General features: G+C 63.9%; 25 protein-coding genes. 14 read left to right on the forward strand and 11 right to left on the reverse strand.

Going from position 1 to position 26799, the window contains the following annotated elements; all coding sequences use genetic code 11:
* Positions 1-60: 60 nt before the first annotated feature.
* Genes C2L66_RS31790 through C2L66_RS31820 form a run of 7 tightly spaced genes read left to right on the forward strand, consistent with a single transcriptional unit; the run spans position 61 to position 7044 of the window.
* The gene (locus C2L66_RS31790; RefSeq protein WP_054931794.1) at positions 61-1017 is read left to right on the forward strand and encodes an ABC transporter permease; all 957 of its coding nucleotides are present in this window, start codon (positions 61-63) and stop codon (positions 1015-1017) included.
* On the forward strand, positions 1014-1970 hold the full coding sequence (locus tag C2L66_RS31795; protein WP_054931795.1) for an ABC transporter permease: 957 nt from the start codon (positions 1014-1016) through the stop codon (positions 1968-1970). Before C2L66_RS31790 ends, C2L66_RS31795 begins: the two co-directional genes overlap by 4 nt.
* Positions 1967-3796 carry an ABC transporter ATP-binding protein gene (locus tag C2L66_RS31800; protein ID WP_060610327.1) on the forward strand — a complete coding sequence of 610 codons (1830 nt, stop codon included), beginning with the start codon at positions 1967-1969 and terminating at the stop codon, positions 3794-3796. The genes C2L66_RS31795 and C2L66_RS31800 overlap by 4 nt, the downstream gene beginning before the upstream one ends.
* Positions 3793-4113: a (2Fe-2S)-binding protein gene (locus tag C2L66_RS31805; RefSeq protein WP_054931797.1), complete on the forward strand. Its 321-nt coding sequence runs from the start codon at positions 3793-3795 to the stop codon at positions 4111-4113. Before C2L66_RS31800 ends, C2L66_RS31805 begins: the two co-directional genes overlap by 4 nt.
* On the forward strand, positions 4092-5531 hold the full coding sequence (locus C2L66_RS31810) for an FAD/NAD(P)-dependent oxidoreductase (protein ID WP_060610330.1): 1440 nt from the start codon (positions 4092-4094) through the stop codon (positions 5529-5531). Before C2L66_RS31805 ends, C2L66_RS31810 begins: the two co-directional genes overlap by 22 nt.
* On the forward strand, positions 5528-6703 hold the full coding sequence (locus tag C2L66_RS31815) for an NAD(P)/FAD-dependent oxidoreductase (RefSeq protein WP_103323731.1): 1176 nt from the start codon (positions 5528-5530) through the stop codon (positions 6701-6703). Before C2L66_RS31810 ends, C2L66_RS31815 begins: the two co-directional genes overlap by 4 nt.
* The gene (locus C2L66_RS31820; RefSeq protein ID WP_062917728.1) at positions 6700-7044 is read left to right on the forward strand and encodes a helix-turn-helix domain-containing protein; all 345 of its coding nucleotides are present in this window, start codon (positions 6700-6702) and stop codon (positions 7042-7044) included. Before C2L66_RS31815 ends, C2L66_RS31820 begins: the two co-directional genes overlap by 4 nt.
* Before the next feature lie 842 nt (positions 7045-7886).
* On the opposite strand, the gene C2L66_RS31825 is transcribed toward C2L66_RS31820, so the two are convergent.
* On the reverse strand, positions 7887-8858 hold the full coding sequence (locus C2L66_RS31825) for a LysR family transcriptional regulator (protein ID WP_054931799.1): 972 nt from the start codon (positions 8856-8858) through the stop codon (positions 7887-7889).
* 100 nt (positions 8859-8958) lie between these two features.
* Here C2L66_RS31825 and C2L66_RS31830 point away from each other — a divergent pair, with 100 nt between their 5' ends.
* From C2L66_RS31830 to C2L66_RS31855, 6 genes are all read left to right on the forward strand, one after another.
* Positions 8959-10041, forward strand: coding sequence for an ABC transporter ATP-binding protein (locus C2L66_RS31830; protein ID WP_103323732.1), 1083 nt, complete (start codon positions 8959-8961; stop codon positions 10039-10041).
* A gap of 69 nt (positions 10042-10110) precedes the next feature.
* Entirely contained in the window at positions 10111-10821 is a 711-nt protein-coding gene (locus C2L66_RS31835; RefSeq protein WP_062917730.1) for an HAD-IA family hydrolase, read from the forward strand.
* 2 nt (positions 10822-10823) lie between these two features.
* A complete protein-coding gene (locus C2L66_RS31840; RefSeq protein WP_054931802.1) occupies positions 10824-12155 on the forward strand; it encodes an NAD(P)/FAD-dependent oxidoreductase in 1332 nt (443 codons plus the stop codon).
* Complete coding sequence (locus tag C2L66_RS31845; protein WP_054931803.1) at positions 12152-13063, forward strand: ABC transporter permease; 912 nt, start codon at positions 12152-12154, stop codon at positions 13061-13063. The genes C2L66_RS31840 and C2L66_RS31845 overlap by 4 nt, the downstream gene beginning before the upstream one ends.
* The gene (locus C2L66_RS31850) at positions 13060-13857 is read left to right on the forward strand and encodes an ABC transporter permease (RefSeq protein ID WP_103323733.1); all 798 of its coding nucleotides are present in this window, start codon (positions 13060-13062) and stop codon (positions 13855-13857) included. The genes C2L66_RS31845 and C2L66_RS31850 overlap by 4 nt, the downstream gene beginning before the upstream one ends.
* Positions 13858-13877: 20 nt before the next feature.
* Positions 13878-15305 (forward strand): aldehyde dehydrogenase family protein, encoded by a 1428-nt coding sequence (locus C2L66_RS31855; protein ID WP_103323734.1) that lies wholly within the window; start codon positions 13878-13880, stop codon positions 15303-15305.
* A gap of 59 nt (positions 15306-15364) precedes the next feature.
* Here the strand turns inward: C2L66_RS31855 and C2L66_RS31860 are convergent, their stop codons facing one another.
* From C2L66_RS31860 to C2L66_RS31895, 8 genes are all read right to left on the reverse strand, one after another.
* Positions 15365-15784, reverse strand: coding sequence for a type II toxin-antitoxin system HicB family antitoxin (locus C2L66_RS31860; protein WP_054931814.1), 420 nt, complete (start codon positions 15782-15784; stop codon positions 15365-15367).
* On the reverse strand, positions 15765-16049 hold the full coding sequence (locus C2L66_RS31865) for a type II toxin-antitoxin system HicA family toxin (RefSeq protein ID WP_103323735.1): 285 nt from the start codon (positions 16047-16049) through the stop codon (positions 15765-15767). Before C2L66_RS31865 ends, C2L66_RS31860 begins: the two co-directional genes overlap by 20 nt.
* A gap of 91 nt (positions 16050-16140) precedes the next feature.
* Positions 16141-17853, reverse strand: coding sequence for a GMC family oxidoreductase (locus C2L66_RS31870; protein WP_060610333.1), 1713 nt, complete (start codon positions 17851-17853; stop codon positions 16141-16143).
* Positions 17854-17967: 114 nt separating this feature from the next.
* Positions 17968-18978, reverse strand: coding sequence for an ABC transporter substrate-binding protein (locus C2L66_RS31875; RefSeq protein ID WP_054931806.1), 1011 nt, complete (start codon positions 18976-18978; stop codon positions 17968-17970).
* Positions 18979-19228: 250 nt separating this feature from the next.
* Positions 19229-19573 carry a cupin domain-containing protein gene (locus C2L66_RS31880; protein ID WP_054931807.1) on the reverse strand — a complete coding sequence of 115 codons (345 nt, stop codon included), beginning with the start codon at positions 19571-19573 and terminating at the stop codon, positions 19229-19231.
* A 44-nt stretch (positions 19574-19617) separates the two neighbouring features.
* Positions 19618-20595: a M14 family metallopeptidase gene (locus tag C2L66_RS31885; protein WP_060607325.1), complete on the reverse strand. Its 978-nt coding sequence runs from the start codon at positions 20593-20595 to the stop codon at positions 19618-19620.
* On the reverse strand, positions 20592-22064 hold the full coding sequence (locus C2L66_RS31890; protein WP_060607328.1) for an NAD-dependent succinate-semialdehyde dehydrogenase: 1473 nt from the start codon (positions 22062-22064) through the stop codon (positions 20592-20594). Before C2L66_RS31890 ends, C2L66_RS31885 begins: the two co-directional genes overlap by 4 nt.
* Before the next feature lie 17 nt (positions 22065-22081).
* Complete coding sequence (locus C2L66_RS31895) at positions 22082-23161, reverse strand: tartrate dehydrogenase (RefSeq protein ID WP_060607331.1); 1080 nt, start codon at positions 23159-23161, stop codon at positions 22082-22084.
* 141 nt (positions 23162-23302) lie between these two features.
* On the opposite strand from C2L66_RS31895, the gene C2L66_RS31900 reads away from it, so the two are divergent.
* The gene (locus tag C2L66_RS31900) at positions 23303-24220 is read left to right on the forward strand and encodes a LysR substrate-binding domain-containing protein (RefSeq protein ID WP_060607334.1); all 918 of its coding nucleotides are present in this window, start codon (positions 23303-23305) and stop codon (positions 24218-24220) included.
* Here C2L66_RS31900 and C2L66_RS31905 read toward each other — a convergent pair.
* Both C2L66_RS31905 and C2L66_RS31910 read right to left on the reverse strand, forming a co-directional pair.
* Positions 24214-24711 carry an Lrp/AsnC family transcriptional regulator gene (locus tag C2L66_RS31905; RefSeq protein WP_054931812.1) on the reverse strand — a complete coding sequence of 166 codons (498 nt, stop codon included), beginning with the start codon at positions 24709-24711 and terminating at the stop codon, positions 24214-24216. The genes C2L66_RS31900 and C2L66_RS31905 overlap by 7 nt on opposite strands.
* Positions 24712-24755: 44 nt before the next feature.
* On the reverse strand, positions 24756-26168 hold the full coding sequence (locus C2L66_RS31910; protein ID WP_054931813.1) for an aspartate aminotransferase family protein: 1413 nt from the start codon (positions 26166-26168) through the stop codon (positions 24756-24758).
* Between the last annotated feature and the right edge of the window lie 631 nt (positions 26169-26799).

Below are 26799 nucleotides of genomic sequence, written 5' to 3' on the forward strand. Positions count from 1 at the left end.
CTTGCCACTGCGCGCGCCGCTGACAGCGGCGCGCGGTTTCAACGAAGGAGGCGGTATCCGATGAAAGCCCACGCGCAACGACTCATCGCCGCGCGCCTCGGTCTCGCGCTGCTCACGCTGCTGCTGGTGTCGGCGATCGTGTTCGCGATCACGGGCCTGCTGCCGGGCGACGCGGCGCAGCAGGCGCTCGGCCAGGCAGCGACGCCCGAACAGGTCGCGGCCTTGCGCCATCAGTTCGGCCTCGATCAGCCCGCGCTGCAGCGTTACTTGCAATGGCTCATGCATGTCGTGAGCGGCAATTTCGGCACGTCGCTGTCGAACAACCTGCCCGTCAGCGAACTGATCTCGACGCGCCTGCCCAACTCGCTGGTGCTGGCGGGGCTGACAACCCTGGTATCGGTGCCCGTCGCGCTTTTCATCGGCATTCTGTCGGCGATGTATCGCGGCTCGCTGCTCGACCGCGCGCTCAACGTGCTGACACTGTCGACGGTGGCTGTGCCCGAGTTCCTGATCGCGACCATCGCCGTCCTGATTTTCGCGGTGAAGCTGCGCTGGCTGCCGGCGCTGTCGTATCTGTCGGAGGTCACGTCGCTCGGCGCGCTGCTGCGTATCTATGCAATGCCCGTGATGACGCTGTGCTGCGTGATCGTCGCGCAGATGGCGCGCATGACGCGCGCTGCCGTGCTCGATCAACTGAACGCGTCATATGTCGAAATGGCGTTGCTCAAGGGCGCATCGCCGATGCGGATCGTGTTGCGCCACGTGTTGCCCAACACGATCGGCCCGATCGCCAATGCGGTTGCGTTGAGCCTGTCGTATCTGTTCGGCGGCGTGGTGATCGTCGAGACGATCTTCAACTATCCGGGTCTTGCGAGCCTGATGGTCGACGCCGTGACGAATCGCGACATGCCGCTCGTGCAGGGCTGCGTGATGGTGTTCTGCGCGGCGTATCTCGCGCTCGTGCTGATCGCGGACCTGTGTCAAATCATCTCTAACCCGAGGCTGCGTCAACGATGAACCGACCCGCCACATCTCATGCAACGACCGTTCTGTACGCGGTGCCCGAAGAAGGCGGCAAGCCTTGCGCCGACGCCGTGCAGGACGCACCCGTCGAAATGCAAGCTGCCACGCGCGGCCCGCTGCGCCGCTTCGTGAAGCGTTCTTCCGTGCTCGGCCTGATCGGACTGGCGATCGTCGTGTTCTGGCTCGGCGTCGCCTTCATCGGCCCGCTCGTCGCGCCGTACAAGGGCGGCGCGGTGACGTCGACGGAAATCTTCGGCCTGTATAGCGCCGCGCATCCGCTCGGCACCGATTATCTGGGCCGCGACATGCTGAGCCGCGTACTGTTCGGCACGCAATACACGGTCGGGCTGGCGCTCGCCGCGACCTTGCTCGCCAGTTGCGTCGGCACGTTTTTCGGTCTCGTGGCCGCCGTGTCCGGGCGCTGGTTCGATGAAATCCTGTGCCGTCTGTTCGATGCGCTGATTTCGATTCCGAGCAAGGTGCTCGCGCTCGTCGTGATCGCGGCGTTCGGCTCGTCGGTGCCGATGCTGATCATGGTCGCCGCGCTCGCCTACATTCCCGGCGCGTTTCGCATCTCGCGCTCGCTCGCCGTCAATCTGATGACGCTTGAATACGTGCAGGTGGCGAAGGCGCGCGGCGAAGGGCTGTTCTACATCGCGCGTGTCGAAGTGCTGCCGAACATGATCCATCCGATGCTGGCGGACTTCGGCTTGCGCTTCGTGTTCATCGTGTTGCTGCTGAGCGGCCTGAGCTTTCTCGGTCTCGGCGTGCAGCCGCCGAACGCCGACTGGGGCTCGCTCGTGCGCGAGAACATCGGCGGTCTGGCGGAAGGCGCGCCCGCCGTGCTGATGCCCGCCGTCGCGATTGCGACGCTGACGATCGGCGTGAATCTGCTGATCGACAGTCTGCATCGTCATGGCGCGCGCGCTCACGGAGGCGCCCAATGAACATGATCGAAGTGAAAGGCCTGCGGGTGGTCGCGGGCACGGCCCCCGACCCTGTCGTCGAAATCGTCAAGGGCGTCGACTTCACCGTGAAGAAAGGCGAAGTGCTCGCGCTGATCGGCGAGTCGGGCTCGGGCAAGACGACGATTGCGCTGTCGCTGCTCGGTCACGCGCGCGGCGGATGCTCGATTGCGGGCGGCGCGGTGAAGATCGGCGGCGTGGATGTGTTGTCGCTCGACGAGAAAGGCCGGCGGGCGTTGCGCGCGCGTACGGTGGCGTACGTCGCGCAGAGCGCGTCGGCAGGCTTCAATCCGGCGCGCACGATCCTGGATCAGGTAACGGAACCCGCGCTGCTGCACAAGCTGATGACGCCCGCCGCCGCGCGCGCGAAGGCCGTCGATCTGTTCCGCGCGCTCGCGCTGCCGGCGCCGGAGACGATCGGCGCGCGCTATCCGCATCAGGTGTCGGGCGGGCAGTTGCAGCGCCTGATGGCGGCCATGGCGTTGATCACCGATCCTGCCGTCGTCGTGTTCGACGAACCGACCACGGCGCTCGATGTCACCACGCAGATCGAGGTGCTCGCCGCCTTCAAGCGCGTGGTGCGCGAACTCGGCACGACGGCCGTGTATGTGTCGCACGATCTGGCCGTGGTCGCGCAGATGGCGGACCGCATCGTCGTGTTGAACGGCGGGACGGTGCGCGAGAACGGCGCAACGGCGCAAGTGCTCGACACGCCCGCCGACGAATACACGCAGCAACTGCTTGCGGCGACGCGGCGTCCCGATCCCGAGCTTGCCTCTAGCGTCGCGGGCGACCAGCCGCCGCTGCTCGAAATCCGCAACCTGAGCGCGGGCTATGGACGTATCGATGCGCGCGGCGTGCCCGCCGTGCGCGTGCTCGACGACGTGAGCCTGAAGATCGCGCGCGGCAGCACGCTCGGCGTGATCGGCGAATCGGGCTCCGGCAAGACGACGCTCGCGCGCGTGGTGGCGGGGCTGGTGGATCGCGCGCACGGCCAGGTGTTGCTCGACGGCAAGCCGCTGCCCGCAAAACTCTCCGAGCGCACACTCGATCAATACCGGCGCGTGCAGATCGTGTTTCAGAACGCGGATACGGCGCTCAATCCGAGCCGCACGATCGCCGACATTCTCGCGCGTCCGATGAACTTCTATCACGGCCTGCGCGGGGCCGCCGCGCACAAGCGCATGCTCGAACTGCTCGATCTGGTGAAGCTGCCTGCTTCCGTGGCGACGCGTCAGCCGGGCGGTTTGTCGGGCGGACAGAAACAGCGCGTGAATCTGGCACGCGCGCTCGCGGCGAACCCGGCGCTGATTCTCTGCGACGAAGTGACGTCCGCGCTCGATACCGTGGTCGGCGCGGCGATCCTCGATCTGCTCGGCGAACTGCGGCGCGAACTTGGTGTGTCGTACATGTTCATCAGCCACGACATTTCGACTGTGCGCGCGATCTGCGACGAAGTGATCGTGCTGTACGCGGGGCAATGCGTCGAAGCGGGCCAGCGCGATGTGTTGTCGGCGCCGCCGTATCACCCGTACACGGGCTTGTTGATCGATTCCGTGCCTGCATTGCGGCCAGGCTGGCTCGACTCGCGGCGCGCGCTGACGGCGGGGGCATTGCCGGCAATGGGCCCCGCTGCGGATTCGCAAGAACTGTGCAGTTTCCGCGCGCGGTGCACGGCGCGCATCGACGGCAAGTGCAATGTCACGCCGCCTTCGATGAAGAAGCTGCCGTCGGGCGCGGAGATTCGCTGCCATCACACGGCTGCCGAGCTGATCCGCATGCAGACGGCCGATACGGTGGCGGCATGAAGGCGCGCTTCGTGAGAGTAGCGGAAACGGGGCGCAAGACCTTCGACATCAGCGTCGACGGCATCGTCACGCAGGCGGCCGAAGGCGACACGCTGATGGTCGCGCTGCTGACCGCGCACGACACGCTGCGCGATTCCGAATTCGGCGACGGCCGCCGCGCGGGCTTCTGCCTGATGGGCGCGTGCCAGGACTGCTGGGTGTGGACGGCGCAAGGCGAGCGCGTGCGTGCCTGCACGACGCCCGCTGCGCCGGGCATGTCGATCGTGACGCGCATCGCGCTTTGCGGGGAGGGCGTATGGCCGCGCATCGGGACCTGAAGCGACCGAAGGTGATCGTGATCGGCGCAGGGCCGGCGGGCGTGCGCGCCGCGCAGGCGCTCGTCGAAGCGGGGCTGCGACCTGTGGTTATCGATGAAGGACGACGTGACGGCGGGCAGATCTATCGGCGTCAACCGGAAGGCTTCTCGCGTTCGTACGAGGCGTTGTATGGGACGGAGGCGGCGCGGGCCGCGTCGTTGCACCGCGACTTCGATGCATTGCGCGCGCAGATCGACTATCTGCCCGACACGCTCGTGTGGAATATCGCGCCGAAGGCGGTGCATGTGGTGAGCGGCACACGCCATGATGAACTCGCATTCGATTCGCTGATCATTTGCAGCGGCGCGACGGACCGGCTGATGCCCGTGCCGGGCTGGCATCATGCGGGCACGTTCAGCCTTGGCGGCGCGCAGGTCGCGTTGAAATCGCAGGGCTGCGCGGTGGGTGCGCGGACGGTGGTGATGGGCACGGGGCCGCTGCTGTATCTGGTGGCTGCGCAATACGTGAAGGCGGGCGCGACGGTGAGCGCCGTGCTCGATACGTCGACGTTGGCACAGCGTGTGCGCGCATTGCCTCAACTGCTCGCGATTCCCGCGACGCTGCGCAAGGGCATGGCGCTGATGAGCGTGCTGCGCCGCGCGCGCGTGCCGGTTCATCGCGGCGTGACGCCCGTTGCGATCGACGGTTCGCCGGAACATGGCGTGACGGGCGTGCGCGTGAAATTGGCCAATGGCGCGCCGCTCGAAGTGCACTGCGACGCCGTTGCGCTCGGCTATCACTTGCGTGCCGAAACGCAGCTTGCCGATCTCGCCGGCTGCGAATTCCGTTTCGATCACGCGACGCAAACGTGGCTTCCGCATATCGATGCGGATGGCCGCAGCAGCGTTGCGGGCGTCTATCTGGCGGGCGACGGCGCGCGCGTGCGCGGCGCCGATGCCGCTGAACGGGCGGGGCGGCTTGCTGCGCTGGCGGCGTTGCGTGACGCGGGCATCGGGCGCGAAGGCACTGAAGGATTGCGTGCCGAGCTGGCGCGCTATACGCGTTTTGCGGCAGGCTTGCGCGCGGCGTTTCCGTGGCCTGCGCGCTTCGCGGCCGCGCTGCCCGACGAGACGATCGTGTGTCGTTGCGAAGCGGTCACGGCGGGCGAATTGCGGCGCGTGGTACGCGAGATGAGCGCCAGAGAAGCGAACCGGGCGAAGGCGTTTTCGCGCGTCGGCATGGGCCGTTGCCAGGGGCGCTTTTGCGCGCATGCCGGCGCGGAAGTGATTGCCGCCGAGGCGCGGGTGCCGCTCGAAGCGGTCGGGCGGTTGCGCGGGCAGGCGCCCGTCAAGCCGCTGCCGATGGCACTGGTATCGACGTGCGCGGTCTCGCGAGACGCAGAAGAACCCAACACACGCGCACAGGAGTACAGCGAATGAGTGATCGTGCCGATGTGATCGTGATCGGCGGCGGGATCGTCGGGACGTCGAGCGCGTTTTTTTTGCGGCGCAGACAACGTTCGGTGATTCTGCTTGAACGCGGATTGACGGGGCAACAGGCGAGCGGCGTGAACTTCGGCGGCGTGCGGCGTCAGGGGCGGGCGCTGACGCAACTCGCGATGTCCAATCGGGCGCTCGCTACGTGGCAGCGTTCGAAAGAGTTGCTGGGTGAAGACGTCGAGTTCCTGCCGTCCGGCCATACGCGGGTCTGTTATCACGCGCACGACGCCGAGTACTTTCATCGCTATGCCGCCGAGGCACGCGCGTACGGTCTCGATCTCGAAGTGCTGGACGGCGCGGCGATGTTTCGGCGCTTTCCATTTCTGGGGCGCGAAGTCCTGGCGGCGTCCATTTCGCCGCTCGACGGGCATGCGAATCCGCGTCTGGCGGCGCCGGCGTTTGGGCGTGCCGCAGCGCGTCTGGGGGCGCGCATCGTGGAGAACACGGAGATCGTGCGTGTCGAGAAAGAGGCGGGCGGCTTTCGTGTCGAGAGCGCGGCGGGCGAGGTCTATCGCGCGGAACAGGTGTTGATCTGCGCGGGCGCGTGGGCGAACGCGCTGTCGATGCAATTTGGCGAGCCGGTGCCGCTCGTTGCGCGCGGGCCGCAGATGGCGGTGACCGAGCCGGTTCCGTATGTGTTCGGGTCGTCGATGGGTGTTTACACGTCGATCAAGGAGGAGAGCGTGTACTTCCGGCAGATTCCGCGCGGCAATATCGTGCTGGGTGGTGGTCCTGCGGGTCCTGCCGATGCGGTGACATGCCGGGCATCGGTGTTGCCGGAGAACACGGTGCAGCAGATGGCGCAGTTTCGGCGGCTTGTGCCTGCGCTTGCGGCGTTGCATGTGATTCGGGTGTGGAGCGGTGTCGAAAGTTATTTGCCGGATTCCGAGCCGGTGATCGGGGCGAGTTCCACGACCGATGGGCTGTTCTATGCGTTTGGTTTTTCCGGATCGGGGTTTCAGATCGGGCCGGGTGTGGGTGAGACGCTCGCCGAGTTGATCGATACGGGGACTACGTCGATGGCATTGGATGCGTTTTCGATTCGGCGGTTTGGGAATGGTATGGCTTTGCAGTCTGCGTCTGCATCTGCTTCTGTCGAGGCTTCTTCATGAGTACCCGTCAATCATCTTCTATCTTGCTGCGGGACGCGCTTGCTTATATCGATGCGAATTTCGATAAGACTGTGAGCCTTGCGCAATTAGCCGAGATTTCGGCGCTCAGTGTTTCGCGGTTTGCTACCGTGTTCAGACAGCAGGTCGGGCTTTCGCCTTATCGATATTTGTGTGGCGTGCGTGTGCGGCGCGCGCAGACCTTGTTGTTGGCAGGGGTGCCAGGCGCCGTTGTGGCGACTGAAGTTGGGTTTTTTGATCAGAGCCATCTGGCCAGACACTTCAAACGGTTTTGTGGCGTGACGCCAAGTCGGTTTTTGTCGAATGCTAAGGGAATGGGGTAGGGGTTTGGGTTTTTTTGATGTCTGCGACGCTGGGTGGTTTTTTTTCGTGTTTGCGCTGGCATCCGCGTCGGGGTGGTTTGCTTTTGCTTTTGCTTTTGCTTTTGCTGGCATCCGCGATGCGTTATCTAGCTTCAGGCGTCGCCCCTGTGCGGGGCGGCACCTACTTTTCTTTGCCGCCGCAAAGAAAAGTAGGCAAAAGAAAGCGGCTCACACCGCCAGCTCTTCTTCTTGCCCACGGGCCCCCAACGGCCCCACACTTCACACGCCAGCGCCCCGGTTGCTGCCCGTTGCCAACGCTTCGAATGTACGCCTCACCCGCTTCAATTACCCGCACTCGGGCAAGCGCCGGCGAATGGTACGTGCCGCCCAGGTGGCAAACTGTGTGTAGGTTGTCGCGTCGTATGGCTTGGCGCTCTTACAAGGTGGGAGGCGTGCGCTATCGGTCCGAAGTGAAGCGTGTGGAGCACCGAGGGCCGACACACAGTTTGCCACCTGGGCGGCGGTGGACTGTCTGGCACGACATGCTGAAATGCGGGTGCGTGAAGCGGGTGAGGCGCTCATTCAGAGCGTTGGCAACGGGCGTGGGTCACGTGGTTGTCGTGTGAAGCGTAAGAACCTTTGGGGGCCCTCAGGCAAGAATTAGCGCTGGCGGTGTGAGCCGCTTTCTTTTGCCTACTTTTCTTTGCGGCGGCAAAGAAAAGTAGGTGCCGCCCCGCACAGGGGCGACGCCTGAAGCTAGATAACGCATCGCGGATGCCAGCGAAAAAGCCAAAGCAAACCACCCCGACGCGGACGCCAGCGCAAACACAAGAAAAACCACCCCAGCGTCGCAGACAAAAAAGCTACCCAAACCTTAGCCCAGTGAGCTTCATAGCCTCCCCCAACCCAAGCCCGGGATATTTCTTCTCAATGATCCGCAAATCATTACGAGTTTCCTCGATAAGCCAATCGCGGACCTCATCCACAATAGGCCGCAAAGGCTTATTAGCAGGCCGCACCAAACAGCACCGCCGACTCGTAACAATAACTTCCTGCTCAGCGGGCAAAAGCGCCCCTTGCGCAAGCCAGTGGGAAACCACATTCAACCACCCGAGCGCTATCCCCTGCCCAAGCAGCGCCGCCTGCACCACAATCGCATAATCATTAAAGCTCAGCATCCCGGCAACATGCCGCCCATGCCCGACAAACGCGCCGAATCGCTCATGCCAGCCGCGCTCCTCGTCGTCCATGACGATCACCGTGTCCCCATGCGCACGCCCTGCATCGCTTAACGCATTCTCCCGATACCGCTCATTGCAAACAGGCAAAAGCGTCTCAGGCATAACCAGCACCGCGTGCTCGTCAATCTCGCCATCGTGCAAAAACCGCATCCCGAGATCGACATCGTGAAGCGGTCCGCCAATCCGCCCCGATATCAGCTGAAACCGCAAATCGATATTAGGGAAAGCCTGATTCAGCCGGCTCATGCGCGGCATCAGCCAATGCGTGGTGAAACCGGTGGAAACCGATAACGTCACCGACTCCACCCCCGTCGCGCGGGCCTCGATTTCCCTGATTGCGTTTTCAACGCCATTGAAACCTTCAGAGATCGCGCGATACAAAATCCTGCCACTCTCGGTGAGCTCAATGCCGCCGCGCACCCGCTCGAACAGGCGCACGCCAATATGGTCCTCCATGCGCGCAAGCATGCGGCTCACGGCAGGCTGGCTCACATAGAGCTCCTGCGCAGCGCGCGTGAAGTTGCCGCAGCGGGCGGCCGCTTCGAACACGAACAGCGCATTCGCACTCGGCAGTTTCTTGCGAAGGTTGGGCATGACCTGATGTTATGCCCGATCCAACAATTTGGGAATTGCTGTCAAAAAGAACGAGACTTATATTTTTCTCAACACACCCATTTCCAGCGAGACACACGTCATGGACGCACGAGCGAAAACGGGAGTATCGATCAGGTCGGCAGCGAAGCGTTATGGTCCAGTGGTCGCGCTGGACGACGTATCGCTCGATATCGCACCGGGTGAATTCGTGTCGCTGCTCGGGCCGTCCGGGTCGGGCAAGACGACCTTGCTCGGCATCCTCGGCGGCTTCGTGCAGCCAAGTTCCGGTACGGTCTGGGTCGGCGAGCGCGACATTACATTTGCGCCACCGCACAAGCGCAACATCGGCATCGTCTTCCAGAACTACGCGCTGTTTCCTCATATGACCGTCGGCGAGAACGTGGCCTTCCCGCTGCGCGCGCGCCGCGAGCCCAAAGCAGGCTGGGCGAGGAAAGTCGCCGACGCGCTCGCCATGGTCGAACTGAACGGCTACGAGTCACGCAATATCAGCCAGCTGTCGGGCGGCCAGCGTCAGCGCGTGGCGCTCGCGCGCGCCATGGTGTTCGAGCCGCAACTGATCCTGATGGACGAGCCGCTCTCCGCGCTCGACAAGCAACTGCGCGAAACCATGCAGATCGAATTGCGCCGTCTGCATCGCAAGCTCGGCGCAACCATCGTCAACGTCACGCACGACCAGCGCGAAGCGCTCACGATGAGCGACCGCGTCGCCGTGCTGAAGGACGGCAAGCTCGTGCAGATCGATACGCCCGAGCGTCTCTACGACCGTCCGTGCGATGCGTTCGTCGCGAGCTTCATCGGCGAGGCGACACTGCTCAACGTCAGCCGCGCCGGCGACGACGCCGTGCGTCTCGGCGACGCTGTCTTGCGCACCGCGCATCCGCTGCCGCGTGGCGACAAGCTGCTGCTCGCGGTGCAGACGGAGAAGCTCGTGATCGACGGCGCGCACGGGCAGGGCGTCGCGCACGCAAACCGCCTGTCGTGCCGCGTCACCGAAGTGCTGTATCAGGGCGAGAGCCTGCGCGTGTTCGCCGCGCTCGCCGACGGCACGGCCATCAGCCTTCGACAACCCGGCAGCCACGAAGCGCGCCGGCGCATTCCATCGCCGGGCGCGCAGATGACGGTCGCGCTCGACCCTCAGGACACGATCGTCGTGCCCGCCTGATTTCACTCACCGCCTGTGCACGGGCATGCCTTCTTACGCGATTCACGCAAACTGCAAAGGGATGATGCAATGAAGCTCACCGATTTCAAGGTCCTGACGTTCGATGTCGTCGGCACACTGATCAACTTCGAAAAGGGCGTGCTCGCCTCCATACGGCGTCTGGGCGGCGCGAAAGCGAAAGACCTGACCGACGAAGCGATCTTCGAGCCGTACATGCGCGGCCGTGCAACGTATCCGGGACGCTCGAGCCATGAGATGGCCAACGTCTATCTGTACGTCGCGAAAGAATTGGGCCTGCCCGACGACGCGCAATCGGCCGCCGCGTTCCAGCGCGACGTGCTCGACTGGCCCGCATTCGAAGATTCCGTCGCGGCGTTGAAGCGCCTGCGCAAGCACTATCGTCTGGTGGCGATGACTAACGCAGACCGCGTCGCGCTGTCGGCGTATGCGCACACGCTCGGCGATCCGTTCGACGACACCGTCTGCTGCGACGAAACGGGCGTCGCGAAACCCGATCCGCAGTTCTTCGCGTACAACCGCGGACGTCAGGCGGCATTCGGCTACAAGTTCAGCGAAATCCTGCATACCGCGCAAAGCCAGTATCACGATATCGGCATCGCGACGAAGCTCGGCTATGCGACCTGCTGGATCGAGCGTCGTCAGGGCTTGAAGGGATTCGGCGCGACGCCCGTCCCCGAAGCCGTCACCGAGCCAACGTTCAAGTTCGCGACGCTCGCCGCGCTCGCCGACGCCGTCGAAGCCGAAGCGCGCGCCGCCTGATCATGCTCGCACCGACGACACCGCACCGGCCGCAGCCGGACTCGCTCTGGCGGGCGATGGCTGCGCGCTCGCCCGTCACGGATGCGCCCGTCAGCACGGGCTCACCGCTTGCGCGCGATCTAAGCGTCGAGGTGGCGATCATCGGCGCGGGGTACTCGGGGCTCGCGGCGGCGTACGCATTGCAAAAGCGCGGCGTCGATTGCGCCGTGTTCGACGCGAATCCCGTCGGCTGGGGCGCGAGCGGGCGTAATGGCGGCGTGGTGTCGTCGAAGTTCCGGCTGTCGTTTCCGTCGATAGCAAGCACCTACGACCTCGACACCGCGAGACGCATGCACCGGCTCGCGCACGACGGCGTGCGCGTGGTCGAGCAGTTCGTCGATGAGTTCAAGCTGGAGCGGGCGCGCTTCGAACATACGGGCAGCCTGCGCTGCGCGCACACCGAGCGGGCGTTCGCGTCGATTCGCGCGGAAGCGGATTGGGTGCGAACGCAGCTTGGCGATGACTCGATGAGCGTGCTGTCGCGCGAGGCAATCACGCACGAAACGGGTTCGAAGGGTTTTGTCGGCGGCGTGCTGAGCGCCGATGCCGGCACGATCCTGCCGCTCGAATACGTGTGCGGCATTGCGCGTGCGCTGACGGCGCGCGGCGTGCCGATCTACGAAGCGACGCCGATTCTCGACATGACGCGCGTGCAGGAAGGCGTGATGCTGCGCGCGCCCGGCGGCAGCGTGCGCGCGAAGCAGGTGATCGTCGCGACCAATGCGTACTCGAACCTCACGCAGGCCACGTCGTCGTATCAGCGCGAACTCGTGCCGTTTCGCAGCGCGATGATCGCCACGGAAAGGTTGCCGGCGGAACTCGACGCGAAGCTGATGGTCAACGGGCGCAGCTACACCGAAACACGTCGGATGATGAAGTGGTTTCGCAAGGTGGACGGCCGTATGCTGTTCGGCGGCCGCGATGCGTTCGGCAAGGAAGGGCAGGCAACGGGCTTCGATGCGTTGCAGCGCGCCATGGTCGCGCTCTTTCCCGATCTCGCGAACGTGCGTGTCGAGTACGGCTGGTCGGGATATGTGGGCATGACGTTCAACGCGTTGCCGCATGTCGGGCGCAGCGACGACGTCACGACGTTCTGTCTCGGGTATAACGGGGCAGGTGTCGCGATGGCGAGCCTGATCGGGCAGCATGCTGCTGCGCTGGCGCTCGGCGAGAAGCCCGAGCTGGCGCTGCTGGCCCAGCAAGGCTTGCGGCCCGTGCCGTTTCATTCGCTGCGCGCGCCGGGCGTCAGGCTCGTCGCCGCGTGGTATCAGTTTCTGGACGCAGTGGGTGCATGATGACGACAGCCAAACACGTTTTGCAGGAACAGACTGTGATGCACGCCACTACGATCGATCCGTCGGTACGCCACCAGCAGCGCGAAGACCGCGCGATGCTGCTGCTGATGGCGCCCGCGCTGCTCGTCGTCGTGGTGCTGCTGGTGTTGCCGCTGGCGTGGCTTTCGTGGCAATCGATCTACCATGACGGCGCGTTCACGCTCGTCAACTATCGGCGGATTTTCACGGGCACGTATCTCGACACGTTTCTGATGACGTTCAAGCTGAGCATCATCGTGACGGGCATTACCTTGCTGCTCGGTTATCCCGTGGCCTATTTCGCGGCGTCCGTGCCGCCAAAATGGAGCGCGCTGATTCTCGGCATGGTGATTCTGCCGTTCTGGACCAGCGTGCTCGTGCGCACGTATGCGTGGCTCGTGCTGCTGCAACGCACGGGGCTCGTGAACAAGGCGCTGCTGTCGATGGGGCTGATCGACAGGCCGTTGCAGCTTTCGTACAACCAGTTCGGCACGATCGTCGCGATGGTGCACATCCTGTTGCCGTTCATGGTGCTGCCGCTTTACTCCGCGATGCAGAAGATTCCCGGCAACCTGTCGCAGGCGGGCGCGAGCCTGGGTGGTTCGCCGTTGCACGTGTTCTGGCGCGTGTTCCTGCCGCTGTCGATGAGCGGCGTGGTCGCCGGCGTGACGCTCGTGTTCGTGCTGTGCCTCGGCTTCTACATCACGCCCGAGCTGATGGGGGGCGGCAAGTCGATCATGGTGTCGATGGTGGTGAGCCGCAATGTCGAGATATACAACAGTTGGGGCGCGGCGAGCGCGGTGAGCGTCGTGTTGCTGGTCTGCGTGTTCGCGATCTTCTATGCAGCGAGCCGCGTGATTCCACTCGAAAAGACCTTGGGCGCGAAATGAACAAGCTCTCATTCGGAAGGCTGACGCTCGGTGCGGGCGTCGTGCTCATCCTCGTGTTTCTGATGCTGCCCGTCGTCATCGTCGTGCCGCTGTCGTTCTCCGATACGCGCTTCATGACGTTTCCGCCGCCTGCGTATTCGCTGCGCTGGTATCACTCGTTTTTCGACAACCCCGCATGGATCGACGCGGCGCGCGTGACGCTGACGGCCTCCGTGTGCGCCGCGCTGATCGCGACGCCGCTGGGCATCGCGGCGGCGTATGGTATCCAGCACGGCTCGCACTGGTCGATGCGCTATCTGCGCACGCTGCTGATGCTGCCGTTGATGGTCCCTATCATCATCGTCGCAGTGGGCGTGTTTTTCGTGTTCACGCAGGCAGGGTATGTGAATACGCTGACCGGGCTGATCGTCGCCGATACGATGCTCGGTTTGCCGTATGTGCTGATCTCGGTGGGCGCGGATTTGCGGACCTTCGACCGTACCCAGGAAATGGTCGCGCGCAGCCTCGGCATGAACCGCTTTCGCAGCTTCATGATGGTGACGCTGCCGCAGATCAAGGCGAGTGTCATCTCCGGCGCAGTGTTCGTGTTCATTCAGGCGCTGGACGAAACGGTTGTCGCGCTGTTCATTTCGGGCGGCTCGAACCAGACGCTGACGCGGCGCATGTTCGTCACGTTGCGCGACGAGATCGATCCGACCATCGCCGCGATCAGCACGATGCTGACCGCGCTGACGCTGTGCCTCGTGATGATCGTGGTCGTGAGCCGCCGTTCGTCGGCGGTCGCGCGGGCCTGAGGTCTTTCTACGGAAACCGGATGTCCAATTCACTGAAGTTTTATATCGACGGCGCGTGGGTCGAGCCGTCCAGCTCCGCGCGTCTGCCTGTCATCGATCCTTGCACCGAAGAGCCGTTCGCCGAAGTGGCGCTCGGCAATGCTCAGGATGTCGAGCGCGCGGTGGCGGCGGCGAAGCGCGCGTTTGCGTCGTTCTCGCAAACGCAGCCAGAAGAGCGCGTTGCGTTCATCCGGCGCATTCTCGCGGCGTATCTCGAACGCTATGACGAGATGGCCGAGACGATTATGCGCGAGATCGGCGCGCCCGCGAAGCTCTCGCATGCGTGGCAGGCGGGTCTTGGCAAACGGCATCTGGAAGAAGTGCTGCGCACCTGCGAGACTTTCGAATGGCAGCGCAAGAAGGGCACGACGCTGATCAATCACGAGCCTGTCGGTGTCGTCGCGTTGATCACGCCGTGGAACTGGCCGATCAATCAGATCGTCTGCAAGGTCGCGCCGGCCATCGCCGCAGGCTGCACGATGGTGTTGAAGCCCAGCGAGGTGTCCCCGCTCAATGCCGTGCTGTTCGCCGAGATTATCGATGCCGCCGGCGTCCCTTCTGGCGTGTTCAATCTCATCAACGGCGATGGGCCGACCGTGGGCGCGGCGCTGTGCAGTCATCCCGACGTCGACATGGTGTCGTTCACGGGTTCCACGCGCGCGGGTATCGAGATTGCGAAGCTCGCTGCGCCGACCGTCAAGCGCGTTCACCAGGAACTGGGCGGCAAGTCGGCGAACATTCTGCTCGACGACGCCGATTTCGACACGGCGGTGACAGCGGGCGTCAATGCGTGCTTCGGCAATAGCGGCCAATCGTGCAATGCGCCGACGCGCATGCTCGTGCCCGCGTCGCGGCACGACGAAGCGGTCGAGATCGCGCGGCGCGCGGCGGATGCCCATCGTGTCGGTCCCGCCGACGCCGCGGATACGACCATGGGCCCGGTGGTCAGCGACGTGCAGTTCGGGCGCGTGCAGCGGCTGATCGGGATCGGCATCGACGAAGGTGCGCAACTGGTTACGGGCGGCGTTGGGCGTCCCGATGGGTTGACGCGCGGCTACTACGTGAAGCCGACGGTGTTCGCGAACGTGGACCCGTCGATGACGATTGCTCGCGACGAGATCTTCGGCCCCGTGCTGGCGATCATGCCGTATCGCGACGAAGAAGAGGCGATCGCGATCGCCAACGATACGCCGTTCGGGCTGGCCGCTTATGTGCAATCGGCGGATATCGGGCGGGCGCGGCGGGTTGGGTTCAGGATGCGAGCGGGCAGCGTGTATCTGAACTATCCCGCCTGGGATGCGGGGTCGCCGTTCGGCGGGTACAAGCAGTCGGGGAACGGGCGCGAGTATGGCGAGTGGGGGCTGGAGGCGTTTCTGGAGGTGAAGGGGGTAGTGGGGTTTGGCGCGTGAGAGACGGAATGGAAAGCGCCATTGACGCGGGCCTTCCATCCCGGGAAATACGGCGCTGATTACACCGCGCGAACATCAAGACGCTTACCCAATACCGCAAACGCCGACTCGACCATTTCGATCTTCGATGAATGGCCGAAGTTCAGCAGTCGATCCACCTGCACCTGGTTGACGCTGAGCCGCCGTGCGAGTTCGGCCTTTCGTACGTTCTGGCGGAGCATTTCATCCGCCAGCAGCACTTTTGCGGTGACGAGCGCCGGCAGCGTGACGACGGGTTGCCCCCGTTTGGCCTTTGACGGCATCGGGATGCTTCGCTTCTGCGCGAAGTAGATTTCGAACGCGGCCTCGAGCGCATCCAGCGCTTGCACTTTCGCGTCTTCTTCGTCGTCGCCGACGGTGATGGCTTCGGGAACATCCGGAAACGTGACGAGCAACGTTCCGTTGTCGTCGGGTGTCAGGCTAATCGGGTAGCTGAGCATACGTGTGTCGTGGTTGGCCATTCTTGCAAAGAACATGGACGTGATACGCGAGTGAGAGAGCCCACGCAGGGCTCTCTGCTTCACCTGATACCGAGTTGCTTCTGATGGCTTCCACCAGTCCTTTACCCATTTCCTTCGCACCGTGATCGGGGAAGATGGTGGTCCTGCCATTGAGCGTTACCCGGTAGTGACTGGAGCCGCTTCGCTGCCTTTCGAACGTCGCACCTTGCTGCTTCAGCCACTTCCTGAACTCGCTGTATTTCATGTTCTCCCTATGTTGTTGTGAAGGGAGAAATGTACAACATTAATGTTATATTTATAAGTGGATATGTGCAACAAAATTGTTGTATTTTTTCTTAAAGGCAAATCGGGGCATAGGACCCAGCTCGGCTTCCCGACGCTCTTATCATCTCGGCCACCCTCTCCGCCACCATGATCGTCGGCACATTCGTGTTCGCACACGGAATCGAAGGCATCAGCGACGCATCGCACACATGCAGTCCTTCCACGCCATACACCGCGCCGTCCGCGTCGGTCACGGCCAGCGGATCATCGGGCGCGCCCATTCTGCACGTCCCCGACGGATGCCACGTTCCGCCAACCGATCGCGTGACGAACCCGGTCATCGCCTGATCATCGGCCAGCAGTTCATCGATTGAAACACCCTGCGTCACCACGCGCCGGATCAGCGACCCGCGCAACGGCCCGGCGATATCGAGCAGCGCGCTCAACGCCCCACGCTGCAACGCGTTCCACATGCCCGGCACGGCCACCGCCGCGACGCGCGGCGAATAGCTCGACGGAAAAATCGCATCGCGATGGGCGGCCATCGAAGGCGCCGCCAGCGTCTGCGCACCGAACCGTAACGCAAGCTTCAACCGTTCGAGATCGCGCGGGTCCGACAGCATGGCGAAGTCGACCAGCGGCTCATCGAACGGATTCGCCGATGCGAGCTTCACCGACCCGCGCGAATACGACTTGTTGACCCAGAAGAAAATCGTCCCCAGCCGATAACCGACCGAGTGCCAGCCCGAACGCGACAGAATCGCGCCGTGCATGTCGCCGGGCACGGTATCGGGCAAGCCGGAGGAAAAACGCACGATTGCCTGTTCGTGATGCTCGTCGGGAAACGGCGTGCGCGCACCGCGCGGCAGAAACGCCGACACGGCAATCGACGGATGCTCCATCAGATTGCGTCCCACGCCCGCGCGGTCCGCGCGCACTTCGATGCCGAGCGCGGCGAGATCGCTGGCGGGACCGATGCCGCTTCTAAGCAGCAGCGCAGGACTATGAATCGCACCCGCGCTCACGATCACGCGCGCCGCGTTCAGATCCTCATGTGTGCCGTCCGCATGCAAAAGCCGCGCACCCGTCGCACGCTGCCCGTCGAACAGAATCCGATCGACGACGAGACCCGTGCGTATCGACAGATTCTTGCGCGCACGCACGGCGCCGTCGAGATAACAGACGGAAGTCGGGATGCGTTCGCCCGTTGCGCTCACGGCGATCGACCCCACGAACGTTCCGTCTTCCCACGGCCCGTTCTGATCGTCGCGCAACGCATGTCCGCGCTGTTGCAGTGTGCCGAGCACGGCCTGCACGAACGGCGAGATACGCGGCCAGCGCGTGCGCTGGATGCGCAACGGCCCATCCGCGCCATGCAGCTCGCCGCCGAAGTCGCAATCGGTTTCGAGCTTGCGAAAGTAGGGCAGACACGCTTGCCAGTTCCAGCCGCGCGCGCCGAGCGCTTCCCATTCGTCGTAATCGGCGGGCGCGCCGCGATTGGCCATCAGCGCGTTGATGGCCGAACCGCCGCCCAGCAGCTTCGCCTGTTCATAGCGGCGCAGCGCCGCTGGCGCGCTCATGCGTGCTTTCAGTTGCTGCCAGATGTTGCTGGTGTCGAGATACGCGCGGCCCGGATAGCGGCTGCGGATCGCAGCGGGCATGCTCGTCTGCGAGATGTCGCGGCCCGCTTCGATCAGACACACGGTCTTGTCCATGTCTTCGGACAGTCGCGCGGCCAGCACGCAACCCGCCGAGCCGCCGCCCAGTATCAGATAGTCGATCACGTCGAATGGTGTGCGGCGCGTCGCCGGCCGTGCGTGAAAACAGCAATCAAATGAAAAGCGCCCGCGACGAACAACGTTCCTGCGGGCGCATGCGCTGACCTGCCTGGCCAGACGTTACTGCATGAACTTCAGCCAGCGTGCCTTGGCCTCGATGCCGGCGTCGGAGGCCCACCATTCTTCCGACATCAGCGCCTGCTTCGATGCGTTATCCGGCGAGCTCGGCAATTCGCTAGCGCGCTTCGCCGTGATCTTGCCCGTCTTGAACGCCGCGGGGTTGCCAGGACCGTAGTCGATATAGAGCGGCAGATTCGCCTGCAAATCCGGCGACAACGCAGCGTTGACGAACTTGATCGCGTCGGGCAGATTCGGCGCGTTCTTCAGCACGCACAACTGCGTGTTCTGCAGAATGCCGTCGTTGAACGTGAAGTCGACATCGGGATCATCCTTCTTCACTGCGCTGGCGCGGCCGTTCCAGATCATCGTCATGTCCACTTCGCCGTCGTGCAGCAATTGCGCCGACTGGCCGCCCGAAGTCCACCACACGGTGATGTCGGGCTTGATCTGCTGCAGCTTCCTGAACGCGCGATCCACATCCAGCGGATAGAGCTTGTCGCGCGGCACGCCGTCGGCGAGCAGCGCCGCTTCGAGCACCGTTTGCGGATCGTTACGCAGCGCCCGCGTGCCGGGGAAGTTCTTCACGTCCCAGAAGTCCTTCCAGCTTTGCGGCACCTTCTTGAGGTTCTTCTTGTTGTAGCCGATCACGGTCGAATAGAACTCGTACGCAACCGAATACGGCGTACGGTATTTTTCCGGCACGGCTGCCGCGTTCGGGATTTTCGAGAAGTCCAGCTTTTCCAGCAGGCCTTCGCGGCCGCCGCGCAGGCAGTTCGAAGTGGGCGTATCGACCACATCCCAGATCGGCTTGCCCGTTGCGCCCTGGGCCTTGATTTGCGGCCACGCGTCGGGAATGCTGTCCTGGTTGATCGTGATGCCCAACTGCTTCGCGGCGGGATCGAGGATCGCCTTGGTCTGCGCTTCCTGATACGTGCCGCCTTGTGAGACGAAAGTGATTTTCCCCGCCGCGAACGCGGGCGACAACCCCGCGATGCTCAACGCGAGCGTCATAACTAATGGGCGCAACTTCGTTTTATTGATCACGACTGTTTCCTCGACACGGTTGAAGCGAAAGACATCTTCCAGGTCGTGCTGTCGCGCTTCCGGCGTGGCGCAGGAAGCAGAACAACGCGGGATTGATTGAAAATATAGTGAGTCAATTTCGACGGAGCAACGCCGGAATTGTTGGAGTCCCCATGACGTAGTGTTATGTCAGACGCTTGCTGCGCAGGTCACCAGGGCTCTTACCGATCGCAGGCGGTCAGAAGATCACGTAGACCTTGCGCATCGTCTCTTCGACTTCCCATGTGCCTTCCGTATGGGCCTCGAAGAACAGCGTATCGCCGCCCGCGAAGTGAACCGTGTCTTCGCCGTCAGGCGTGAAGCGGCCTCGGCCGCTGAGGAAGTGCATCACCTCGGCCTGCTTGACCGAGCGCCGGTACGTGCCGGGCGTGCATTCGAAGATGCCCGTATCGATCGCCTCGCTGCCACGAATCACTTTCTGCACGCCCGATACGTGGATTTCCGGCGTGCCTGGAAGACCGGCCGTGCCCCAGTCTTCCAGCCCCTGCAATGCAATGCTTTGTTTGATCTGCTGGACTTTCATCTCGTGTTTTCGTTGACGATGGTTGGAATTGACGACGACGCTGGTTATTGCGCGCGCCGGATGCGCTGCTCGATCTTGCCGAGCCTCACGACGGTCACGCCCGCGCGCAGCTGCCGCAGCGATGGCATGACGAGCATGCAGTCGGGATAGGGCGTGCGCACCGCTTCGCCATCCGACCAGCCAATCACGCTGCCCGCTTCGGGAAACACCTCGAGGCCCGTGTAGTCGCCTGCGAAGCGAAAGTCGAGGCTCTTTGCGACGACCGGCTCCGTCACGCGCACGATCAGCATTTCGTCGGGCAGCGGCAGCGTCCAGCCTTCGGGCAAGTCGGCTTCATCGACCACGCCCGATAGCAGCAGAAAGCGCGCCGTCACATCGCGCGCAACGGCTACCGCGCCTGCTTCCCAATGCTGTCCGCATTCGATCAGCAAGGCGTTCTTCGTGCTTTGCGGATCGCCGAAGCCTTCGTAATCGCGCATGCGCCGGCCTTCGGGATGGCCTTCGTCGCAGATCACCGTAGCAGGCGTGCCGAGTTTGTCCGACAGCGCGATGCCCTTGTCGAGCGGCCCGGCCACGATCAACGGCTTGCTCTTTTCGTGCATCGAATGCAGGTCGAGCAGCAGATCGACGCTATCGATCACGGGCCGCATCGCGCGTGCGCGGCGCAGTTCGCTCGAATCGAGCGCGGCGTTGTCGAGCGTTTGCGCCGTCCACACGCGGTTGAAGTCCTGATCGACGAAGCGCGCCGCATCCGGCTTCGACGGGTCGAAACGCGCATACGCATCGACGTTCGCGAACGCGAGCGTCAGCTTGCCGCGCCGTGGACGCAGCTTCGCGCGCAGCAGCGCATCGACGACGATCGCGCCGCACACCTCGTTGCCGTGCGTGAGTGCGTTGATCATCACGTGCGGGCCGGCGACGCCCGAATCGAAGGTATGCACGTACGCGATGCCCGTGTCGCTGCGTTCGTGTATGGCGATGTCGGGAAACGCGACTTCAATCGGATAGGCATGCGCGTTCATTCGAGCCCGCCCTGGCAGAGGTATTTGATCGACAGGTAGTCGTCGAGGCCGTATTTCGAGCCTTCGCGGCCATAGCCCGATTCCTTCACGCCGCCGAACGGCGCGGCTTCGCTCGCGAGCGCGCCTTCGTTGATGCCGACGATGCCCGCTTCCAGTTGCCGCGCGACGCGGTCGATGCGCCGCACGTCCTGGCTATAGAAGTACGATGCGAGGCCGAACGGCGTGTCGTTGGCGGCGCGGATCGCCTCGGCTTCGTCGTCGAAGCGGAACAGCGGCGCGACGGGGCCGAAGGTCTCTTCGCAGCTCAGGTTCATGTCGGGCGTCGCGTCGGCGAGCACGGTCGGCGCGTAGTAGTTTGGACCGAGCTCCGGCAGGCGCTTGCCGCCCGTCAGCACGCGCGCACCGCGGCTCACGGCGTCGTCGACGTGACGCGCGATCTTGTCGATTGCGCGGGCGTTGATCATCGGGCCGATCTGCGCGGCGGGGTCGGTGGCAGGCGCGACCTTCAGCGCGGCGACCCGGGTCGCGAGCAGGTCCGCGAAGCGCTCGTACACCCCTGACTGCACGTACACGCGGTTCGGGCACACGCAGGTCTGCCCGCCGTTGCGGAATTTCGCGGCCAGCAGGCCCGTGACGGCGGCGTCGAGATCGGCGTCGTCGAAGACGATGAAGGGCGCATTGCCGCCCAGTTCCAGCGACAGCTTCTTCAAGGTCTGCGCCGATTCGCGCGCCAGATACTTGCCGACGGGCGTCGAACCCGTGAAGGTGATCTTGCGCACGCGGCTGTCTTCGAGCCAGTCGCCGACGGCGGGCACCGCGTTCTCGCGCGACGCCGAGATCAGGTTCAGCACGCCCGCCGGGACGCCCGCTTCATGCGCGAGCATCACGAGCGCGAGGGCCGTCAGCGGCGTGTCTTCGGCAGGCTTGCCGACGACCGTGCAGCCCGCTGCAAGCGCGGGCGCGATCTTGCGCGCGATCATCGCAAGCGGAAAATTCCACGGCGTGATCGCGGCGACGATGCCGACGGGTTCCTTCACCGCGCTCATGCGCTTGCCGCGCTGCTGCTGCGGAATGATGTCGCCGTAGATGCGCGTCGCTTCGTCCGCGAACCACGCCACGTATGACGCGCCGTACATCACCTCGCCGCGTCCCTCGGCGAGCGGCTTGCCCTGTTCGAGCGAGATCAGGCGGCCCAGCGCGTCGGCGTTCTCGACCATCAGCGCGTGCCAGCGGTGCAGCACGGCCGCGCGGTCCTTCGGCAATGCGTCGCGCCATGCGGGGAAGGCGCGGGCGGCGGCATCGGTGGCGGCGCGTGCGTCGGCGGCGTCGCTGTCGGCGACCTGCGCTATCACTTCGCCCGTGGCCGGGTTCGTCACGTCGAAGCGCTTGCCTTTTGCCGACGCAACCCACTTGCCGTCGATGAAATTGTCGCTGCGGATCAGTTCGCTCAACTCATATCGCTTGGTCATCTAAAGACTCCTGTGGTTCAGGCGAGGCGATGCGCAATCGCCGCGCCGACTTCAGCCGTATTCGCCTTGCCGCCCAGATCGCCCGTATGCGGGCCTTCCTTGAGCACGGCTTCGATCGCGCCGAGGATCGCGTCGTGCGCTTCGCGTTCCTTGCCCGCGCCGTTGCCGAGGAAATCGAGCATCATCGCCGCCGACCAGATCATCGCGATCGGATTGGCGATGCCTTTGCCCGCGATATCCGGCGCCGAGCCGTGCACGGGCTCGAACAGCGACGGGAACGTGCGGTCCGGGTTCATGTTCGCCGACGGCGCAATGCCGATCGTGCCCGTGCAGGCCGGGCCCAGGTCCGACAGGATGTCGCCGAACAGATTGGTCGCGACCACCACGTCGAAGCGATCGGGATTCAACACGAAGCGTGCACAAAGAATGTCGATGTGCTGCTTGTCCCACTTCACGTCCGGATAGCGCTCGGCCATTTCGGCAGCGCGTGCGTCCCACCACGGCATGCTGATCGAGATGCCGTTGCTCTTGGTCGCGACGGTGATTTTCTTTTCGCGGCGCTGCGCGAGATCGAACGCGAACTTCAGCACGCGCTCGGAGCCTTTGCGTGTGAAGATCGACTGCTGCATCACGAACTCGCGCTCGGTGCCTTCGAACATCGTGCCGCCCACCGACGAGTACTCGCCTTCGGTGTTCTCGCGCACGATCATGAAGTCGATATCGCCCGCCTTGCGGCCCGCGAGCGGCGACGGCACGCCTTCGAACAGGCGCGCGGGACGCAGGTTGATGTACTGGTCGAACTCGCGGCGGAACTTGAGCAGCGAGCCCCACAGCGAGATGTGATCGGGCACGGTGTCGGGCCAGCCGACCGCGCCGAACAGCACGGCGTCGACGCCTTCGAGTTGCTGCTTCCAGTCGTCGGGCATCATCTGGCCGTGCTGCGCGTAGTAGTCGCAGCTCGCCCACCCGATATGCTGATAGTCGATGCCGATGCCATAGCGCTTGCTGACGGCGTCGAGCGCGCGCAGCGCTTCGGGCATCACTTCCTTGCCGATGCCGTCGCCGGGAATCACTGCGATGCGATAGTTGCGGGTCATATGCGTCTCCTCGTCGGGAATGTGCCGGGAATGTGCGGGAAAGGGTTCGGGTCATTCAGACCCAGCGTTCAATAACGACTAGTCTATTCCTGATTAACCGTCATAAAATCGCGCTTTCGGTTAAGCCACTATGCACGAACTGTGAATAAATCGCCGAACCTCGACGACCTGCGCGTGTTCTGTACCGTCGCCCGCAAAGCCAGCTTCAGCGCGGCGGCGGATGCGCTGTCGGTGTCGGCGGCGTATGTCAGCAAGCGCGTGAACATGCTCGAAGCGGATCTGGGCACGCGGCTCTTTCATCGCTCGACGCGCCGCGTCGCGATCACGGAAGCGGGCGAGCGCGTGTACGCGTGGGCCGAAAAGATTCTCGACGACGTCGACCGGCTGGTGGAAGACGTGTCGACCACGCGCCGCGTGCCGCGCGGCGCCTTGCGCATCTCGAGCAGCTTCGGCTTTGGGCGGCATGTCGTGGCGCCGGCGCTGGCGCGGCTCACCGAGCGCTATCCGCAACTGAGCGTGCGGCTCGACCTGTTCGATCGCATCGTCGACGTGGCGGGCGAGGGCTTCGATCTCGACATTCGTATCGGCGACGACATCGCTCCGCATCTGATCGCGAAGCGTCTGGCGGAGAACCATCGCGTGCTGTGCGCGTCGCCGGACTACCTGAAGCGTCACGGCACGCCGCGTCAGCTCGCGGACCTCGGCACGCACCAGTGCCTCGCGATCAAGGAGCGCGACCATCCGTTCGGCATCTGGCGTCTGACGGAACGCGGCGAGACTGTCTCCGTCAAGGTGACGGGGCCGCTGTCGACTAATCACGGCGAAGTGGCCGTGCAATGGGCGCTTGCGGCGCGCGGCATCGTCTTGCGTTCGATGTGGGACGTGCGCGCGCTGCTGGACTCGGGCGCGCTCGTGCAGGTGCTGCCCGGCGTCACGCAGCCCGCTAATGTGTGGGCGGTGTATCCGGCGCGGCTGGCGTCGTCGGCGAAGGTGCGCGTGTGCGTCGATTTTCTGGCGGATGAGTTTGGCCGCCTCGCCGCACCCGCTGCGCCTCAATGATGGTTCTGTGAGAAGAGTGTTTCGAGCGGGTAGTGCGTCTTGACGAACGGCGTCTTGATGATGACGTAGCTGAAGTACTTTTCGATGCCGATATCGCGCTCCAGCAGCCCTTCGACGATGCTCTGGTAGTGACTGACGCTGCGCGTGATGAACTTGAGCAGATAGTCGTAGCCGCCGCTCGCCAGATGGCATTCGACGATCTCGTCGACGTCCCTGATTGCGTTGACGAACTTGATGAAGTCTTCGCGGCGATGGTCGGCGAGCGTGACCTCGGTGAACACGATCTGCACGTCGCCGAGCTTTTCGAGCTGGATCTGCGCGCCGTACCCGACGATATAACCCGCCTTCTCCAGCCGCTTCACGCGGATCAGACAAGGACTCGGCGACAGCCCGACTGCGTCGGCCAGCTCGACGTTGGTGATTCGCCCTCGCTTTTGCAACTGCGAGAGGATGCGCAGATCGATTCGGTCCAGCTTGCAGTCGGTGCTCATCGTGAGTCGGTTGGTCCCGCATGTCGAAGGGTCGGTCGATGTTATCACGCAGCCGCGCGGCGTTTAAATTCGATCGAACCCTTCAGTGCGGCGCGCACGTCGGCTTGCGCGAGCACGTCGTCCAGCGTTTTTTCGAGGCGCTCGAACAGCAGGTCGAACTCGCTTTCGGTGTAGCACAGCGCGGGAGCGAAACCGAGAATGTTGTCGCCGAATGCGCGGAACACGAGGCCATTCGCGTAGGCGGCGGCAGCGATGCGGTCCGGCAGTTTCAGTGCTGCGTCGAAGCCCTGTTTCGTTTGCTTGTCGGCGACGAGTTCGAGCGCGCCCAGCAGGCCGCGATGCCGCGCATCGCCGACGAGGGGGTGCGCGAGCAGCGCGTCGAGCCCTTGCGCGAAGCGCGGCGCACGCGCGATGCCGTTCGCGAGCAGGCCGCCTTCGTGATAAAGGCGCATCACTTCGAGGCCGATCGCCGCGCTTACGGGGTGCGCCGAATAGGTGTGTCCGTGGCCGATCGGTGCCGCGCCGTCGCCGCCGTCGGCGATGCCCTGATAGACGGCATCGGACATCAGCACGGCGCCCATCGGGGCATAGCCGGCCGTGAGGCCCTTGGCAACCGTCATCAGGTCCGGTTCGACGCCTTCTGCTTCGCATGCGAACAACGGGCCTGTGCGGCCGAAGCCTGTGATGACTTCGTCGGCGACGAACAGGATGCCGAGCTTGCGGCAGGCTTCGCGCATGGCCTTCAACCAGCCGACAGGCGGCACGATCACGCCGCCCGAGCCCTGAATCGGTTCGCAGAAGAAGGCGGCGACGTTGTCCGCGCCGAGGGCTTCGACTTTCGATTCGAGCGCGGCGACGGAGGCGGCGATCAGGGCGGCGTCGTCGGCGAAATCATTGCGGTACGCGTAGGGCGACGGGATGTGATGTTGCGTCGGCAGAGGCACATCGAAATTGCGATGGAACGCGGGCAGCGCGGTGAGTCCGGCGCCGACGGACGACGAGCCGTGATAGCCGCGTTGCAGCGCGATGATGTGCTTCTTCGACGGACGGCCTGTCGCGTTGAAGTAGTGCGTGATGAAGCGCAGCGCGGAGTCGACGGCATCCGATCCGCCGAGCGTGAAGTACACGTGTTGCAGCGATGCGGGCGCGAGTTCGACGAGTTTTGCGGCGAGTTCGATGGCGGGTTCGGAGCCGAAGTGGAAGTAGCCTGTCGCGTAGGGGAGGCGGGCCATCTGTTTTGTCGCTGCGTCGACGATGCTTTGATGGCCGTAGCCGGTGTTCACGCACCAGAGGCCCGAGAAGGCGTCGAGCAGTTCATTGCCGTCGATGTCGCGGAGGTAGACGCCTTGCGCGGATTCCAGCACGGTGACGCCGCGTGCTTCGTGGGCGCGATAGCTGATTACCGGGTGGATCAGGTGTTTGCGGTCGGAGTCGGTCAGGGATTGACGTTTTTGCATGGGGCGGGGTCTCGGTTCTTCGCTTCGCGAGTGGGAGCGGACCGTTTCATACTACAGAGAGGGGGATGGCGAGTGATTCGCCAAATAAATCCTTTATTAACGTGGATGTGGTTTTTTTAGGGGTGGGGGCAGCATTTTGTGCTGTGGTTTGGTTTTTTTTGTCTGCGACGCTGTGCCTGGCGGTGGCGGTGGCGGTCGTGGGTTGCCTTTGTGGTGGATGTGGCGCTGGTCGGTGTTTTTGGCCTTTGCGCTGGCATCCGCGTTACGTTAGCTCGCTTCAGGCGTCGCCCCTGTGCGGGGCGGCACCTACTTTTCTTTGCCGCCGCAAAGAAAAGTAGGCAAAAGAAAGCGGCTCACACCGCCAGCCCTTGACCTTTGTCCACGGGCCCCCAACGTCCCCATCCTTCACACGCCAGTGCCGTGGTTAGTGCCCGTTGCCAACGCTTCGAATGGACGCCTCACCCGCTTCAAACACCCGTACATGAGCCAGCGGCAGCGAATGGTATGTGCCGCCCAGGTGGCAAACTGTGTGTAGGTTGTCGCGTCGTATAGCCTGGCGCTCTTACAGGGTGAGATGCATGCGCAATCGGTCTGGAGTGAAGCGTGTGGAGCACCGAGGGCCGACACACAG

The sequence above is a fragment of the Paraburkholderia caribensis genome (assembly GCF_002902945.1).
GTDB lineage: Bacteria > Pseudomonadota > Gammaproteobacteria > Burkholderiales > Burkholderiaceae > Paraburkholderia > Paraburkholderia caribensis.

Coding starts and splice junctions, on each gene's coding strand:
- C2L66_RS31790 (WP_054931794.1), top strand. CDS start 61: ATGAAAGCCCACGCGCAACGACTCATCGCCGCGCGCCTCGGTCTCGCG.
- C2L66_RS31795 (WP_054931795.1), top strand. CDS start 1,014: ATGAACCGACCCGCCACATCTCATGCAACGACCGTTCTGTACGCGGTG.
- C2L66_RS31800 (WP_060610327.1), top strand. CDS start 1,967: ATGAACATGATCGAAGTGAAAGGCCTGCGGGTGGTCGCGGGCACGGCC.
- C2L66_RS31805 (WP_054931797.1), top strand. CDS start 3,793: ATGAAGGCGCGCTTCGTGAGAGTAGCGGAAACGGGGCGCAAGACCTTC.
- C2L66_RS31810 (WP_060610330.1), top strand. CDS start 4,092: ATGGCCGCGCATCGGGACCTGAAGCGACCGAAGGTGATCGTGATCGGC.
- C2L66_RS31815 (WP_103323731.1), top strand. CDS start 5,528: ATGAGTGATCGTGCCGATGTGATCGTGATCGGCGGCGGGATCGTCGGG.
- C2L66_RS31820 (WP_062917728.1), top strand. CDS start 6,700: ATGAGTACCCGTCAATCATCTTCTATCTTGCTGCGGGACGCGCTTGCT.
- C2L66_RS31825 (WP_054931799.1), bottom strand. CDS start 8,858: ATGCCCAACCTTCGCAAGAAACTGCCGAGTGCGAATGCGCTGTTCGTG.
- C2L66_RS31830 (WP_103323732.1), top strand. CDS start 8,959: ATGGACGCACGAGCGAAAACGGGAGTATCGATCAGGTCGGCAGCGAAG.
- C2L66_RS31835 (WP_062917730.1), top strand. CDS start 10,111: ATGAAGCTCACCGATTTCAAGGTCCTGACGTTCGATGTCGTCGGCACA.
- C2L66_RS31840 (WP_054931802.1), top strand. CDS start 10,824: ATGCTCGCACCGACGACACCGCACCGGCCGCAGCCGGACTCGCTCTGG.
- C2L66_RS31845 (WP_054931803.1), top strand. CDS start 12,152: ATGATGACGACAGCCAAACACGTTTTGCAGGAACAGACTGTGATGCAC.
- C2L66_RS31850 (WP_103323733.1), top strand. CDS start 13,060: ATGAACAAGCTCTCATTCGGAAGGCTGACGCTCGGTGCGGGCGTCGTG.
- C2L66_RS31855 (WP_103323734.1), top strand. CDS start 13,878: ATGTCCAATTCACTGAAGTTTTATATCGACGGCGCGTGGGTCGAGCCG.
- C2L66_RS31860 (WP_054931814.1), bottom strand. CDS start 15,784: ATGCTCAGCTACCCGATTAGCCTGACACCCGACGACAACGGAACGTTG.
- C2L66_RS31865 (WP_103323735.1), bottom strand. CDS start 16,049: ATGAAATACAGCGAGTTCAGGAAGTGGCTGAAGCAGCAAGGTGCGACG.
- C2L66_RS31875 (WP_054931806.1), bottom strand. CDS start 18,978: ATGACGCTCGCGTTGAGCATCGCGGGGTTGTCGCCCGCGTTCGCGGCG.
- C2L66_RS31880 (WP_054931807.1), bottom strand. CDS start 19,573: ATGAAAGTCCAGCAGATCAAACAAAGCATTGCATTGCAGGGGCTGGAA.
- C2L66_RS31885 (WP_060607325.1), bottom strand. CDS start 20,595: ATGAACGCGCATGCCTATCCGATTGAAGTCGCGTTTCCCGACATCGCC.
- C2L66_RS31890 (WP_060607328.1), bottom strand. CDS start 22,064: ATGACCAAGCGATATGAGTTGAGCGAACTGATCCGCAGCGACAATTTC.
- C2L66_RS31895 (WP_060607331.1), bottom strand. CDS start 23,161: ATGACCCGCAACTATCGCATCGCAGTGATTCCCGGCGACGGCATCGGC.
- C2L66_RS31905 (WP_054931812.1), bottom strand. CDS start 24,711: ATGAGCACCGACTGCAAGCTGGACCGAATCGATCTGCGCATCCTCTCG.
- C2L66_RS31910 (WP_054931813.1), bottom strand. CDS start 26,168: ATGCAAAAACGTCAATCCCTGACCGACTCCGACCGCAAACACCTGATC.